Annotated in this window: 12 protein-coding genes and 2 pseudogenes; 7 read left to right on the top strand and 7 right to left on the bottom strand. The window is 58.2% G+C overall.

Features of this window, described 5'->3' with window-relative positions:
• Positions 1–629 precede the first annotated feature (629 nt).
• Complete coding sequence (locus tag AC07FD_RS23575; RefSeq protein ID WP_478351782.1) at positions 630–1,607, bottom strand: SDR family oxidoreductase; 978 nt, start codon at positions 1,605–1,607, stop codon at positions 630–632.
• Between the two features lie 612 nt (positions 1,608–2,219).
• Here AC07FD_RS23575 and AC07FD_RS23570 point away from each other — a divergent pair.
• Together AC07FD_RS23570 and AC07FD_RS23565 are read left to right on the top strand one after the other, a co-directional pair.
• The gene (locus AC07FD_RS23570; RefSeq protein WP_478351781.1) at positions 2,220–2,459 is read left to right on the top strand and encodes a hypothetical protein; all 240 of its coding nucleotides are present in this window, start codon (positions 2,220–2,222) and stop codon (positions 2,457–2,459) included.
• A 153-nt stretch (positions 2,460–2,612) separates the two neighbouring features.
• Positions 2,613–2,982: pseudogene (locus tag AC07FD_RS23565) on the top strand (GFA family protein).
• A 195-nt stretch (positions 2,983–3,177) separates the two neighbouring features.
• Here the strand turns inward: AC07FD_RS23565 and AC07FD_RS23560 are convergent.
• Positions 3,178–4,197, bottom strand: coding sequence for an ATP-dependent DNA ligase (locus AC07FD_RS23560; RefSeq protein ID WP_478351780.1), 1,020 nt, complete (start codon positions 4,195–4,197; stop codon positions 3,178–3,180).
• Positions 4,194–6,842, bottom strand: a complete 2,649-nt coding sequence (gene ligD / locus AC07FD_RS23555) for a DNA ligase D (RefSeq protein ID WP_478351779.1) — start codon at positions 6,840–6,842, stop codon at positions 4,194–4,196. Before ligD ends, AC07FD_RS23560 begins: the two co-directional genes overlap by 4 nt.
• Positions 6,843–7,189: 347 nt before the next feature.
• On the opposite strand from ligD, the gene AC07FD_RS23550 reads away from it, so the two are divergent.
• From AC07FD_RS23550 to AC07FD_RS23540, 3 genes are all read left to right on the top strand, one after another.
• A complete protein-coding gene (locus tag AC07FD_RS23550; RefSeq protein ID WP_478351778.1) occupies positions 7,190–8,194 on the top strand; it encodes a L,D-transpeptidase family protein in 1,005 nt (334 codons plus the stop codon).
• Between the two features lie 72 nt (positions 8,195–8,266).
• On the top strand, positions 8,267–8,866 hold the full coding sequence (locus AC07FD_RS23545; RefSeq protein WP_478351777.1) for an outer-membrane lipoprotein carrier protein LolA: 600 nt from the start codon (positions 8,267–8,269) through the stop codon (positions 8,864–8,866).
• Positions 8,863–10,089 carry a DUF72 domain-containing protein gene (locus AC07FD_RS23540; RefSeq protein WP_478351776.1) on the top strand — a complete coding sequence of 409 codons (1,227 nt, stop codon included), beginning with the start codon at positions 8,863–8,865 and terminating at the stop codon, positions 10,087–10,089. The genes AC07FD_RS23545 and AC07FD_RS23540 overlap by 4 nt, the downstream gene beginning before the upstream one ends.
• An 8-nt stretch (positions 10,090–10,097) precedes the next feature.
• Here the strand turns inward: AC07FD_RS23540 and AC07FD_RS23535 are convergent, their stop codons facing one another.
• From AC07FD_RS23535 to AC07FD_RS23520, 4 genes are all read right to left on the bottom strand, one after another.
• Positions 10,098–11,099 carry a YihY/virulence factor BrkB family protein gene (locus tag AC07FD_RS23535; RefSeq protein WP_478351775.1) on the bottom strand — a complete coding sequence of 334 codons (1,002 nt, stop codon included), beginning with the start codon at positions 11,097–11,099 and terminating at the stop codon, positions 10,098–10,100.
• A 199-nt stretch (positions 11,100–11,298) separates the two neighbouring features.
• Positions 11,299–11,970 carry a hypothetical protein gene (locus AC07FD_RS23530; protein WP_478351774.1) on the bottom strand — a complete coding sequence of 224 codons (672 nt, stop codon included), beginning with the start codon at positions 11,968–11,970 and terminating at the stop codon, positions 11,299–11,301.
• Positions 11,951–12,364 carry a phage holin family protein gene (locus AC07FD_RS23525; protein WP_478351773.1) on the bottom strand — a complete coding sequence of 138 codons (414 nt, stop codon included), beginning with the start codon at positions 12,362–12,364 and terminating at the stop codon, positions 11,951–11,953. Before AC07FD_RS23525 ends, AC07FD_RS23530 begins: the two co-directional genes overlap by 20 nt.
• An 11-nt stretch (positions 12,365–12,375) precedes the next feature.
• Entirely contained in the window at positions 12,376–12,894 is a 519-nt protein-coding gene (locus AC07FD_RS23520; RefSeq protein WP_478351772.1) for a hypothetical protein, read from the bottom strand.
• Positions 12,895–13,352: 458 nt separating this feature from the next.
• Here AC07FD_RS23520 and AC07FD_RS23515 point away from each other — a divergent pair, with 458 nt between their 5' ends.
• The gene (locus AC07FD_RS23515) at positions 13,353–13,523 is read left to right on the top strand and encodes a pyridoxamine 5'-phosphate oxidase family protein (RefSeq protein ID WP_478351771.1); all 171 of its coding nucleotides are present in this window, start codon (positions 13,353–13,355) and stop codon (positions 13,521–13,523) included.
• 305 nt (positions 13,524–13,828) lie between these two features.
• Positions 13,829–14,002 (top strand): annotated as a pseudogene (locus AC07FD_RS23510) (glycine zipper domain-containing protein); the annotation flags it as partial.
• Positions 14,003–14,180: the final 178 nt, after the last annotated feature.

The following is a 14,180-nucleotide window of genomic DNA, read 5'->3' as shown; positions in this document are numbered from 1 at the left end:
CAGCGGAACATCGCGGCTAACCGCGCTGTCGTGCGCGCTCGCAGGTCTCGCCAAGCTTCAGCCGAACCGTCCCGCATTGGATCGGCCTGGCAGGTGGTGAGATGGACGCGGCCTTTAGCGCAACCGCGCACGCCCTCCCCGACCGCGAGACCTTCCAGTCGAAAATTTCGACTTCGGAAGGAAGGTTGTTATTCATGTCCAACGTCTCGCTCTGTGGCTGACGTCTTCGCTAACGCATCAAGCCGGCTGCGCGCAGAGCGTCCTCAATCACCTTGGTAATGCCTGTGGCCGAACCGCCCCGAGCATCAGGCTGAGGCGCCTTTGCGGCATCAGTGCGTACTGCTCGCGGATTTTCCGCAGGTGCATAAGTCCTCACTGCTTTGCCTGGCGACGTTTCGAGACAGGGAGAGCCGAAAATGTCTGCTGTTTTTTTTGACCGTATCGAGTTTGAGACTGAGACCAGCCAAGCGGGTCCGGCGCGCAGACCGCACCCACGCGAAGAAGAATTCCGCGCTGCGCTTGACCGCTATATCGCGGACTACGTCGACCGCCAGGGGCGTCGCATACAGGCGGTGCGGGCTTGGCCCGGTCGTGAACATCTGCAGAAAGTTCGCCCCTATTTGATGGCGTCAATAGCCACCTATGATCGGGAGGATCTCTCCGGTGATGTAGCTCGAACATTGCGGCGATGCCAGAAAGACATAGGCAGGTGCGATTTCTTCCGGCTGTGCTGGGCGCTTCATGGGGGTTTTCGCGCCGAACTGCGAGACATCGTCGGCCTGCTTTTCAGACGGGTTGAGCGGTGTCCACACCGGCCCCGGAGCGACAGCATTGACGCGAATGCCTTTGCCGATAAGGTTGCCTGACAGGGCCCTCGTGAAGGCGTGAATGCCGCCCTTGGTCATCGAGTAGTCGATCAGTTCCTTCGACCCGTCTATTCCGGTTATAGAACCCGTGTTGACGATTGCCGAGCCGGCCTTCATATGCGCCACCGCCTCTTGGGCCATATGGAAATAGCCGTAGAGGTTGGTCTTCAAGGTGGTGTCGAAGTGCTCCTCAGTCAGGTCGGCAAAGTCCGTTGAATGCACCTGGAATGCTGCGTTGTTTACGAGCACGTCGAGCCCTCCCAGTTGCTTGACCGTGTTGGTCACAGCTTTGCGGCAGAAGTTTCGGTCCGCGACATCTCCTCGGATAGTGATGCAGCGGCCGCCTTCGTTTTCCACCAACTGCTTCGTTACCTCGGCGTCGCCATCCTCCGATAGATAGACGATCGCAATGTCTGCGCCTTCGCGTGCGAAAAGTACGGCGACCGCACGCCCAATGCCGGAATCACCTCCGGTGACCAGCGCCACCTTGCCCTCGAGCTTGCCAGAACCGCGCCAGAACGGTGCATCGTATAGCGGAGCCGGCTTGATCTCTGCTTCATGGCCGGGTTTCGGATGATGCTGCTTTGGAAACGGCGGCGCCGGGTATTTTCGCGCGCCGGCCTGCATCGCGCCGACGGGTGTCGATTTTGGTTTCATTCGATCGTCGGTGTCGACCTTGCGCTGTATGCGCCGCTGCTTTCGTACGGTCGTCGAGGTGTCGGTTTTCTTATCGCTCGGCATCGATGTCTCCTCGGTTGCAGAGGAACAACGTGCGTGTAAGGAAAAAGTTGGCTGTGCTGACTGGAAAAGCTCGCTGAGCGCCCGTCACCAGCAGCCTGTCTAAGAGACCCTAGAAAACCCGCCGCTACAGCCGTAGCCAAATGGAGGATGCCACCAAAACCGAGTTTCCTTTCGCCCGGGAGCGACAGCGCGCTCGGATCGGTGTCTTCATGGCCGGTAGAGCTCAAGCAGCCATTCAGCCTCGAAGACCTTGCGGAAAAGGTGCGGGCAAATTCATCGCTGATCCCTCGTTCTACCGCTCGGTGACCCCTGGCCAGGAGGGTTCTGACCGTCTGACTGGTGCGTCCGGTCATTCACTTCATCCGCAGGACGCGTCAGCCCAACCCCTGTCTTGGGCTTTTTGTTGCCAGCCGCGCCCTGGGAGAATGCATCCGACGGGTCGGCACCGGTCTTGCCCGGGTATTTTGTTGCACCGGTTTCGCGATGGTTTTGATTGCCAGACATTTTCGACCTCCCGTGTGATGACCGATAACAGCCCCGCTCGCTGTCAGTTCCGCCTCAGATGGAACATTCCTTGCGGCCGGTCGTTGGCCAGCAAAGGAGGCAACCGGAATGGCGAAGATCAAGAATCTCAACGATGCAATTGTCAAAGAGCCGGAGACGGCCGGCGCCAAAATCGAGCGAAAAGCCCCAAGCGGCGAAGGCGCGGGGCAAGGGCAATCCAGTCCCGAGACAGCTGGCGCTCCGCCTAAAGATAAACGCCCTCTCGCAGACCGCTTCCCGGATAGACAAAGCGACGCTCGGCCCATGGCCGGCAAAACCCCTCGCCCGACCGGCAAACCCGGAGCGTAGCCATGCCGCCCAAACCTGAGCCAAGCGAAGAACCGCCGGTGGATGCGCCGACCTGGACACCTGACGTGCGAGAGCCCGACCCGGATCTTTTGCCCGATGAGCTGCCGTGCCTAAGCCCGATGAGAACCGTGATCCTCCAAAGCGAGCTCTGATATGAGCGGGAATGACATTCGCAACGGGGGTTGCCTCTGTGGTGCGATTCGCTTCTCGGTCAAAGGCGCTCCGCTCCGCGTTGGCCTTTGCCATTGTCAGGATTGCAGACGTGCAAGCGGCAGTGCTTTTCAACTTCTTTGGAGTCTGGCCGCGATCTACCTATGAGGGAGCCGGCGAACTCAAGACGTTTGAAGGAAGAAGCTTTTGCCCCGATTGCGGATCTCGTGTCACTTCATTACGGGGTGACGAGGCGGAGATATCGCTCGGCGCTCTCGATCTTGCTCCCAGCGACATCATACCCGGCTACGAACTCTGGATCGGCCGGCGCGAGTTTGATGGATCTGCAGTGGGCCGAGCAGTTCGAACATGACCGAGAGCCCCACCCCCATCGACGCGCAGCCACTGGAGCCGGAAATTCCAGTCCCGCAGCAGCAACCGGACAAATGATCTTGCGCTCTCTGCGGATGCCAGGATACTTGATACTTGATACTTGATACTTGATACTTGATACTTGATACTTGATACTTGATACTTGATACTTGATACTCGTTGCAAGACGAGCGCTTCATTTTTTCAAGATCTGTTCGAACGTGCACTGCTCCGGATTCTTGTCGGGCCGCCATCGAAGGAATTTGGTGCCGTGCCGGAAGCGATCCCCGGTCACGTGATCGAAACGCACTTCTGCGACCAACTCTGGCCGCAATGGCTCCCACTGTCCGCTTCTTTCCGTGCTCCAGCGGCTGGGGCCGCCGGGCGCCTTGCCTGTAAAGCCAGGAGGCGCTCGCAAAGCCTCAAGTCGTCGCGTTAGCGTTGTCCGGTCTTGCTGTGCGATTGTCGATGTAAATCCCACATGGTCGAGTTTGCGCTGATCATTGTAGAGACCAAGCAATAAGGAGCCGACCTCGCGCGAGTTCGCCAGGTAGCGAAACCCTCCGACCACGCAATCAGCAGTGCGTAGGCGTTTGATTTTGACCATGGTGCGCTCGCCAGGCCGATATTCGTCATTGATGAGCTTGGCGACGACGCCATCCGTTGACCCCTGGCCCGAGTCGCCGAGCCACTTCGTGGCAGTCGCCAAATCCTGGGTACAGCTCGACAACTCAAGGCCGATACTTTCAACCGACTTTACGAACGCCTCCAGCGCTACGCGCCGTGCCGACAAAGGCTGATGTATCAAGCTGGTACCGGAACTGGCCAGGACATCAAACAAGATCAGTCTGGCCGGGGTTTCCATCGACAGTTTTCGAATCCTGCTTTCTGCCGGATGCAGCCGCATCTGGAGCGCGTCAAAAGAAAGCGAGCCATCGACTTCGATAACGATCTCGCCATCGACGACGAATTCCGTGGCTTTCAGCTCACGCAACATCGAGACGACTTCCGGAAAATATCTGCCGAGCGGCTTGCCTGATTTTGCTCGCAAGTCCACCTCATCGCCAGCTTTGAAGGCCAGACAGCGAAACCCGTCCCATTTGGGTTCGTACTGCCATTGGCCGGTGTTAGCAGGCAACGCGTCGGCAGCCTTTGCCTCCATCGGCGCAGTATCTAACGGAAGGCGAAAAAGCGGCTTCACATTTTTCGATGTCATGCGGCGAGCTTTGCTGAACCCATCCGTTTGATGGCACTGCTGATCGACCGTTCGCCGTCATTATAGTCCGCCCAGGCGACGGTCTTCTTCAGGAGGCCCGGCACGGTGCGGACGGTATATTTTTTCGGATCGAGATCCGCCCTCACCTGCCCCCATGTCAGCGGCATCGATACAGGCGCACCCTCTCTGGCGCGGGGAGACAGCGGTGCAACGGCTGTCGCCATACGATCATTTCGAAGGTAGTCGAGAAAGATCCGAGACGTCCGCAGCTTCTTGGCCATGTTGACGAGATAGAGGTCTGGACGGTCCGCCGCCATTTGCATGCACACCGCCTTCGCGAAGGCCTTGGCCTCTGGCCATGTCGTTTTGTTACGCTGGGTGGCCAATGGGGTGACAACGTGCAGGCCCTTGCCGCCCGTCGTCTTGCAAAAGCTCACCAAGCCCAGATCTTCAAGACGATCGCGCATTTCCTTCGCTGCGGCTACCACCTCGGCAAAGGCAACCTCCGGACCAGGGTCGAGGTCGAAGACAAGTCGCCCGGGAATTTCAGGATGATCGGCCTGGCAATTCCAGGGATGCAGCTCCAGGCCACCGATCTGGGCGATCGCGGCCAGGCCCTCAACGCGGTCAATCTGAAGATATGGCTTGTGGTCGCCGAAGACTGTCACCAACTCCAGCAGATTCGACGTGCCTGGCATTGCGTGGCGCTGGAAGAACTGCTCGCCGGCGTATCCATCAGGGGCTCGGACAAGCGAACAGGGGCGACCTTTGAGATGTTCGATCATCCAGGGGCCAATGGCCTCAAAGTACTCTGCAAGATCGAGCTTGGTGACCGGCTGGCCACCGTCGCCGGCATTCGGCCACAGCGGCTTGTCAGGCTTGGAGATGACGACGCCCAGGACGACCGGGCTTTTCCCACTCCGGGCAGTTGCCTTGGCGGGTTCGGCAATCTGCGTCTTTTGAGGATCAGCGGGTCGCTCGGCCTCAACCTCTCTCGCGGGCTTGTCTTCGCGCAAGCCTTTGAAGGCGGCCTGCCTGACATTGCCGCCGCCAGTCCACCCGGCGAATTCGATTTCCGCAACCAGTTCGGGCTTTGTCCAAAAGACGGTTGAATCCTTTTTTGGCGTGCCATCGCCAGTGAATGGCGACTTGACCGCCTGCATCTGCTTCAGCCTTGGCAGCAGTTGCTTGACCTTTGCCTCGCTGTATCCGGTTCCGACACGGCCGATGTAAGCGAAATGCTCGCCCCGATTGACGCCGACCAGCAACGATCGGAATTTGCCATTAGTGGTGGCCCAGCCGCCGATGACGACCTCATGCCCGGCGCGGCATTTCGATTTTGCCCAGGTGTCGGTCCTGCCCGAGACATAGGTTGCATGAGCCTTTTTGGAGACAATGCCTTCAAGCGACAGACGACAGGCGGAGCGCAGCACCGCATCGCCGCCATTGGTGAAATGCTCGACATAGCGGATAAGATTTTCCTCGCCGCGCTCGACCTTACCGAGCATCGCACCCAGTCGCTCCTTGCGTTCCAAGAGAGGCAGCTTTCGCAGATCAACGCCGTTGGCGAATAACAGATCAAAGGCAAAGAAGATGAGATCGTTTGTGCGGCGCTCGGACAATGCAGCTTGCATGGCGGCAAAATCGGGCGCGCCATTCTCGCCGAGCGCGACAATCTCGCCATCGATGATGCCATCGGGAAGGCTGGCCGCCTCCTTTGCGATGGCGCCAAACTTCTCCGTCCAATCCAGGCCTTTTCTGGTCTTCAACGTGGTGGCGTTATCCTCGACCCGCAGCTGGACGCGGTAGCCATCGAACTTGATTTCATGGACCCAATTCGCTCCCGCTGGCGGCCGGGAAAGCGTCTGGCACAGCTGCGGTGCGATGAAGTCGGGCATTTTCGCCGCCGAAGCACGAGAAGTTCGTTCGGGGCGCGTAAATGGCTTTGACGGCTTGGCGGCGCGCTCGTCAGCAGCATGGCCGCGATTGCCGTTCCACAGGGCATCCGCATCGGCCACCCCTGAGCCTTGCATCATGAATGGCTTCGGTCCGGCACCCTTCCCCGCGGCAATCTTATCCATGCTTCGTCCAGAGGCGACGGATCGGTCCTGCGCCAGCACCGCGTCGCCATTGCCATCGGTCGCGTATTTGTCGCGATGCTTGATCAGCAGCCAGTTGGTGCGTTTGCCTCCATTGCGATCATGCTTCATGCGCACAAGGACAAAACTTCCGTGCAGGCGCTTACCGTCGAGCGTGAACTTAAGATCGCCTTTTTCCAAAGCCTGTTCAGCTGACATAGAGCCTTCCGGCTCCCAGTATCCCCGATCCCACAGCTGCACGGTGCCACCGCCATATTGGCCCTTGGGGATGGTGCCTTCGAAGTCGCCATAGTCTAGCGGATGGTCCTCCACCTCGACTGCGAGACGTTTGTCGTGAGGATCCAGCGACGGTCCCTTGGTAACGGCCCACGACTTGAACACACCATCAAGCTCAAGGCGAAGATCGTAGTGCAGCCGCGTGGCCGCGTGTTTCTGAATGACAAATCGAAGCCGGTTAGATTTCCCGATCGTGCTTGCGCCGCTGGGCTCTTTCGTCTTGGTGAAATCCCGCTTGGCCCTGTAGGTGGAAAGCTCGCCCTTTGTCATGGAAATGCCCCGGCTGATGACGCAACGCGAGTTTCAACGCGGTGGGCGAGATTTGGTTCGACCAACTCTGGAATCGGACAAGCAATGGATCAAAACCTTTTACTGGGAAACTGCGACCACCGCATCGAAGCCGCCACTTCCGCGTCGATTGCAGCACTGTCGGAAGCAAGAAAGGGACAGGCCCAGTCGAGATCTCTTGCGTCAACCGGCGCGAGTTCTGGGTGAGGGCAAGCCCCATCGGCCAGCGACCTGTATCGTGACCGACAATGTTTAGCTCCAGGGAATGGAACCAGATCTCCCGTGCAGCGTCATAGAAGCAGTCTCGTGCAGCTCCAGGAGTGACATTGATGATCAGGCCCGTTCTTGTCGCAGCCGCTGTGCTCGTCCTCGCATGCGGCAGGACAGAGGCGGCGAAGCTGGACCGAGCCGCCGTCAACAATGCCCAATTCGACGACGGCGAAGCGAAGGGCGTCAATCCTCTCGTGCTGAAGGCGCAAATCCTTTTGGATCGCGCGCGGTTCTCGCCGGGCTTGATCGACGGCCGCGGAGCAGAGAACTTCGCCAAGGCGGTCCGGGCATTTCAGGCGGCGAACGGATTGCCCGCCGATGGCAAGCTCACCCGGGAGACTTGGGACAAGCTAGTCGCAACATCCTCAAGCCCGGCCCTTGTGACCTACGAGCTGACACGCAAGGATGTGCGTGGACCGTTTACCAAGCGAATTCCGGCTCGCATGGAAGGAATGGCTCGCCTGCCTAGGCTTGGCTATCACAATGCGGTGGAAAAGATGGCTGAACGCTTCCATACCAGCGGACAGCTGCTCGAAAGGCTCAATCCCGGCATCAGCTTCAGGGTTGCCGGCGCAAAGTTGCTGGTGCCAGCTATCGCCCGAGGCGATCCTCCCTCGGTTATTGCCAGAGTTGAGGTCGACAAGAGCGCTCGCCAAGTTCGCGTGCTCGACTCTTCCGGCAAAGTGCTTGCCGTGTACCCCGCTTCGATCGGGAGCCAAGAGAAGCCGGCGCCGAGCGGCCAGGCAGAAGTCAAACGCGTGGTGCACAACCCGACCTATCATTACGATCCTGACTTCGCCTTCAAGGGGGTTAAGACCAACCGCCCATTCACTATAGCTGCCGGGCCAAATAATCCGGTCGGATCGGTATGGATTGATTTGTCCATCGAAAGCTACGGCATTCACGGTACGCCCGAACCGGGCAAGATTGGAAAGACCTTCTCACATGGTTGCATCCGGCTGACCAATTGGGATGCTGAAGACCTCGCTTCTGAGGTGCAAAAGGGCACAAAGGTTATCTTCAAAGACGAAACGGTGGAGTCGGTTGACGAGGGCCTCCAGTAGGCGCGTTGCTAGGTGAACTTGGACAATGGTATGGTCTCTAAGAGGAAAAGACTGCGTGGTTGGTGTTTCGTCATGGTCGGCGCTGCCGCGACAAATCTTGGATTTACAACTGCGCTCCCGGCTGCACCGGTAGACGCGCAGGCGATTGCCGATCACTTCTCCTCAATAAAATTCATGTCTGGGGACTTCGTCCAGTCCGGCCCAAAGGCGGAACGGACCAGTGGCAGGTTTTTTCTCCAACGCCCGGGCAAGATCCGATTCAACTACGCCGGCCAATCGGGGATCAGCGTCATTGCCGATGGCAAATCGGTAGTCGTTTATAATAAGAAGCTTAAGACCTCGCGGCTTTATTCGCTCTCGAAGACGCCACTCAAGCTGCTACTCGACAATAAGGTCGACCTCTCCGGGAGCCGGCTCAAAAGCATCAGGGAGGAAGGCGATCTGATAATTATTAAACTATCTGACAAATCATCCTTCGGTAATTCAAATATCTCTATGGTGTTTGACAGGAAAAATCTCGACTTACGCAAGTGGAGCCTTATAGACGAGAAGGGATTGACCACGACGGTAACAATCTTCAACGTGAAGCAGGGCGGTCGCGTTGCCGAGGGAACCTTCACTATCGATTACGCGGCAAACCGGGAGAACAACACCTCAACGAAGTCGCGTTGAAGTTGTTGGTTCGACTCTTCTCTACCGATACCCCCGGGGACGCGGCCAGGGTCGCTTTTGGTATCCGCGTCGTCCTTCAGGCGAGCTTCGATCTGCCTGTAGAGCTCATTGAGCTTCGTTTCGGTTTCTTGAACGCGGCATCAGCGCACGCATTCAGGGCGGCCTGGCGTTTTCGAGAGCTGGTCGCATCGTCGCATCAAGACCAGACTTTGTACTTAGATCCGTACCCCGATGGCAGCGATCCGCCCCTGCGCCACTTTGGCCAGTTGCCACGGAGCCATCCGGCCGTGCCCCGCGTTAAAGGCGGAAAGGCTAATTTCATGGGTTCGGAAGCCATCAAACGGAAAGCACTTGGACCCGAGGAGCGCCGTGAGCTGCGTAGGCTGCGCAGAGGGAAGCAGCGAATTGAAAACGTTGGACGTGCCGACAAGATGCATACCGCCCGATTGGCCGGGGCAATTGCAGAGCGTGATACCGTGTCGTGTTTGCAGGCATATGCCTATGTCGGGTGCTCGGGATGGTTTTACTGGAAATGGCGGGGACAGTTTTATCCGACAGATCTGCCCACAAGCGAATGGTTCAACTACTACGCGAGACGATTCGATACTGTCGAAATCAACGCATCCTTTTATTCATGGCCAACCATCACAAACGTCAAAAGCTGGCTTCGGCAACCCGGTAAAAGCAGTTTGGTTTATACGGTAAAAGTCTGTGAGATGATTACCCACATCAAGAGGTTCAAGGGGACCAAAACCCTCGTAAAGGATTTTGGAATGATCGCCGATATCCTTGGCGAGAGAATGGGCTGCTTTTTATTCCAGCTCCCGCCCAGTTACCATTTCACTAAGGCACGACTGCACGGCATTCTCGGCCAACTCGACCCGGCCCGGCGCAATGTGGTGGAGTTTCGTCACGCCAGTTGGTGGAACGAGACCGTATACTCGGCCTTTCGGGATACAGGCGCAATCTTTTGCTCATGCAGCGGCCCTCGTCTTCCGGATGTCCTGGTGCGTACAGCCGAGGATGTCTACGTGCGGCTCCACGGTCCAGAGCGCTGGTACCGGCATGATTACACCAGAGACGAACTAAGCGGATGGGCTGACAAGATCCGCGCCAGTGGGGCAAAAAGAGCCTGGGTTTATTTCAACAACGACTATGAGGGCTTTGCGCCAAGGAATGCCCTGGCAATGCGGCGCTTGCTAGAGGAACAAACCATCAGATGATCAACCGCCTAGGGGCGGCGAAGACCTAGCATAAGCGCGGTCATCGTTGCGCTCGCGCACGCCACCGCCAACAACGCCACCACGCCAGCAGAGTTGGACGTTTTCTTTGCACGAAATGGGACGTCTCTTGCGGGCGAAGCACTGTGAACCAGCGCGTCCAGATCGGACCTGCTGCCGTGTCGAACGGAATAGGCGCGAGTGAATTCGGCGCCGAGAAGAAAGATCTCCGATGAGTAGTACACCCACAGGAGTATGACGAGCAGTCCACCGGCGGCCCCATACGAGGATGCGATCGCACTACTGCCGATATACCAGCCGATAAGTGATTTTCCGAGGGTGAACAGGGCAGCCGTCGCCACAGCACCAATCCCTACGTCGCGCCATTCGAGGGTTCGATCTGGCAAAACTTTGTAGATTGCCGCGAACATCAACGAGATCAGCACAAACGAGACGACCGCGTTGATCATGCCGAGGACGATTGTGCCAAACGGCAGGTGAGCGTTGATGATGGTTCCCAGTGCCGTGATCGCTGCGCTCGCAACGAGCGACACGAGCAACATGAAACCCAGCGCAGCGACCAAACCCAGACTTGCTGCACGGGCCCGGACTAGACGCGACAACGAACTCCCCTGAGGTTCGACCTTCCAAATCGAATTTAGCGATTGCTGCATTTCGCCAAAGACGCCGGATGCGGCCACCAACAACGTCACAATTCCGATCACCGCGGCCCAGGTTCCGGATAATCTGCTCGAGGCGCTCTCCAGCGCGGTCTGAAGAAGATCTGCCCTTTCTGGCCCCATCAGCCCCGAGATTTGCGCGGACAAAGCCAATTGAGCCGCATCCTGACCGAAAACGAGGCCTGCAATAGCGACCACAATTAGCAAAATTGGGGCCAGGGAGGTGGCGGCGTAAAAAGCCATTGCCGCCCCATGGCTAAGGGCATTGTCGTTGACGAAGCCGACTACGCTTTCTCTCACCAAGGCCCATACATTTGTGATCGAGGGTCGCATTTTGCGTCCGTAGCCATTTGCAATGGCGTCCAGTATCAATGCGCTGGAACTTTCAATGTTCCGATTTGGCGCGCCCGACGTGGGTTCAGGAATTGGATCGGAACTCTTTGTGGACAACCTGCCGTGCGGCTGAGGCGAAAAGTGCTGGGCACTCCCTCGATTTCCGATACTGACCAAATCCTGCTGGAAGCGTGAGCGCTCAGGTGGGTGGATCGCCGCTGCCCTCGGAGCGCCCGAAATAATCGCTCACCGCCGCCATTATCGCCAGGAACGCGGAGGAATATCTTGCGAAACCGAAGGCTTGGGCCGCTACAAGCTTTGCGCCATGCAAATGCTGACTGACAAATTCGGAGGCTACCTCCTGGACTTCGCCCGACGTTTTCCCGAACAGCTCACGTTCTGTTGCGGTTGGATCAAACGACCGGCCAATCACGTGGCCAATCAACAGCCCTCCAACTGATCCGGCGAGCACCTTGGTCCGAGCTGCGTTGGTGACGGCCTGTCGCGAGGGTTGCACCCTTGGAGTGGTCGCACCGCCCGGGCCTCTCCGTCCCACGTGTGTTTCGCTCGCCCAAGGGAATCCATTGCGGTTCGTTGGCGGTGTGCGGCCGTCAGCACTTCTTCTGCCGGCATCAAATACCGCCACCGCGCCGAGTGCTACCGCAGCCGCTGTGCCGCCGTTTTCTTTGATGGCATCTGAGACGCCACCCACGACCCCGGCAACCTTGTCCTTGGCATACCGGGTAGTCACGTCGACCAAATGCCTGGGCTGCACGCGGCGGCTTATTTCACTGACAGGCCCGAACAGGGCCTGACGTTCGACCCGGCTCTGCGCCATAATCTCGCGGAGGTCATCGTTGCGTGGTGCCATAGCCGATCCCCTGCTTCAATGCAGCGAGATCGCTGCGCACCTGGTTTACGGTCTCAATGGGAGTGATAGTCCATCCGATAAGCGCCCGCTTCGCCAGGTAAAGGGAGAGCAAGCCTCCGCCAAACAAGACGACGCCAACAATCAGGCAGGCCAATATGGCGCTGATGCCAAGATAGATCATCACCAAGATCAGGAATTGGACCATGGCGAACGATGCCAGAATAAACAGGGCAACGGCCGCGATCCCGCATGCGCCGGACGAGACGATTGTCGAAGTCTTACTCTTCATTTCCGCCTTAAGCAGGCGCACATCCAAGCGCATCAACGAGGCGAATTTCTCAAGCGCCTCGATGACGATGCTGCTGAAGGGGCGACGATCGATACCATCATCCATCTGCAAGCCTCTCAGGAACGATCCGAGCTTCGCATGATGCGGGTGAGCATCACGCCGGCGAGGATCCCGACCCCAAAGAACGCCGCCGGTTGGCGCTGCGCGAATTTGGTAACGGAGTCGAGCAGTTCGCCGACGTTGCGATCTCTGACGTCGGTGGAGATTCGTTCCACACCCTCGGCCGCACTGCGCACCATGCTCGCGACCTGAGGCGATTGTTTTTCGATCCCGTCAGCGGCCTCCTTGACGGAGTGCGCGATGTTGGCAATCGCATCGGCGCCGGCGGTCTTGTTCGTCTCGACCGCTTCCTTGAACGCACCAGCGGCATCGGCAGCAACTGAGCCGGCATAATCCTTGGCGTCGCTCGACACCGACGCCGCAGCGCTCTTGAGGTGAGTCGCGGTCTCGGCCGCGCTTGTCTTCAATTTGCCGAGCGCTTCCTTGCTTTTGCCGGCCCGGTTGGCATCAGGTTGCCATTCATTCTCGTTGGTTGGCCCCGATCCGATGAAGTCGTTTGTGTCTGACGTGTTCACGATATTTCACTCCTGTTATTTGGAGTTGAACTTCGCCAATCGCGTACGGTTCCTGCCTTCGCACAATATTTCCATCTGTGCCTGTCCCCTGGGAAGCCCCGCCTCTTGCGGTGGGCACCGGAGGGCGATGTCTATCGACTGGCACGAGCTGTCAGAAATCGCTTTTCCTCGCCCGTACGGTGATGAGGCTGGCGTCAGCACGCGCGGCGTCCTCACGAGCTGGGCTTGCCAGATTTTCTGCCCTGCGTCGCAGCCAGGTGAACTGGTCGCTTGCCGATCTGTTTGTTCAGCTGCAGTCGTCGATCTCATTGTAATACAGCAATCGGCGGCCGAGTATGCCTACGGCGAACAGCATCAGAGCGTGCCGAACGTTTTCACATTAATCGCCGGCCTCCCTCGGAACTGACGAGCTAAACGGTCGTTTGTCCCCTTTCGCCAATCCGAAAAAGGAAACGCCTATGCCAACCTCCGCCGAACTCGAAACCCAGTTCTGGGCATCCCTGAAGTCCGATATGACGATGATGATCGGGCTCGATGACTCTCAGGTCGTTCCTCGCCCGATGACGGCACAGACTGACGGAAATGGTGGTCCGGTCTGGTTCTTTACGGCGAAAAATAACCGAGGTTAGCATTGCTACGGTTCGATCCGCGGGAGGCAGAGATTTGGCTGGATGGATCGAGCGTAATGGCAGGGATCAAGATGTTGCTCGGGTTCGATCCCAAAGACGAATACAAAGACAACGTCGCCAAAGTAGTGCTTTGACCTGACGTGCCCAACGCGCTGTGGGCTGCTTCAGCCCAATCGTTGTGGACTAAGCTGTGCCATTTGATGGTGTGGTGATAGTCTCCAATGAGGGGCAAGTTGTCGATGGATCGAAAAACTCCGTGTGGCATTTACTCCCCGGCTAATTAAGGCCTCAGGAGAGAACAAACCCTGCTCATTTTGAGCTTGCTCATTCCGCTAGGGGCATGCTCCCGCACTGAACAAGGCGCTGGCGGCTTGGGAGGTGCTGCCATTGGCGCCGCCGTGGCTGGCGATCCGGTGCAAGGGGCGGTCGTTGGCGGTGCAGTCGGCGCGATAGCCGGTGCGGTGATCGGGCACGCCAGTGGCCGATTGGCCGTGCCGGGTACGATTGTCTGCGGAGCTAGCGTGTCATCTGCAGGCCGCGACGCCTCGCCGACGTTTGACCGGAGCCGGCTTTTCGACCAATGCTTCCACAGAAAGGCGCTGCTCTCGCAGTCGCGCCGTCTTGGCATCTCTCGCTAGACGCTCAGCCTCGATCGTC

It is taken from the genome of Mesorhizobium waitakense, from assembly GCF_056431085.1.
Note: the sequence above shows the minus strand (reverse complement) of the source record. Positions and strands in the feature narration are given on the sequence as shown.

Excerpts from the sequence above, each read along its gene's own strand:
- AC07FD_RS23575 (WP_478351782.1), bottom strand. The coding sequence starts at position 1,607 with ATGCCGAGCGATAAGAAAACCGACACCTCGACGACCGTACGAAAGCAG.
- AC07FD_RS23570 (WP_478351781.1), top strand. The coding sequence starts at position 2,220 with ATGGCGAAGATCAAGAATCTCAACGATGCAATTGTCAAAGAGCCGGAG.
- AC07FD_RS23560 (WP_478351780.1), bottom strand. The coding sequence starts at position 4,197 with ATGACATCGAAAAATGTGAAGCCGCTTTTTCGCCTTCCGTTAGATACT.
- ligD (WP_478351779.1), bottom strand. The coding sequence starts at position 6,842 with ATGACAAAGGGCGAGCTTTCCACCTACAGGGCCAAGCGGGATTTCACC.
- AC07FD_RS23550 (WP_478351778.1), top strand. The coding sequence starts at position 7,190 with ATGATCAGGCCCGTTCTTGTCGCAGCCGCTGTGCTCGTCCTCGCATGC.
- AC07FD_RS23545 (WP_478351777.1), top strand. The coding sequence starts at position 8,267 with ATGGTCGGCGCTGCCGCGACAAATCTTGGATTTACAACTGCGCTCCCG.
- AC07FD_RS23535 (WP_478351775.1), bottom strand. The coding sequence starts at position 11,099 with ATGCGACCCTCGATCACAAATGTATGGGCCTTGGTGAGAGAAAGCGTA.
- AC07FD_RS23530 (WP_478351774.1), bottom strand. The coding sequence starts at position 11,970 with ATGGCACCACGCAACGATGACCTCCGCGAGATTATGGCGCAGAGCCGG.
- AC07FD_RS23525 (WP_478351773.1), bottom strand. The coding sequence starts at position 12,364 with ATGGATGATGGTATCGATCGTCGCCCCTTCAGCAGCATCGTCATCGAG.
- AC07FD_RS23515 (WP_478351771.1), top strand. The coding sequence starts at position 13,353 with ATGCCAACCTCCGCCGAACTCGAAACCCAGTTCTGGGCATCCCTGAAG.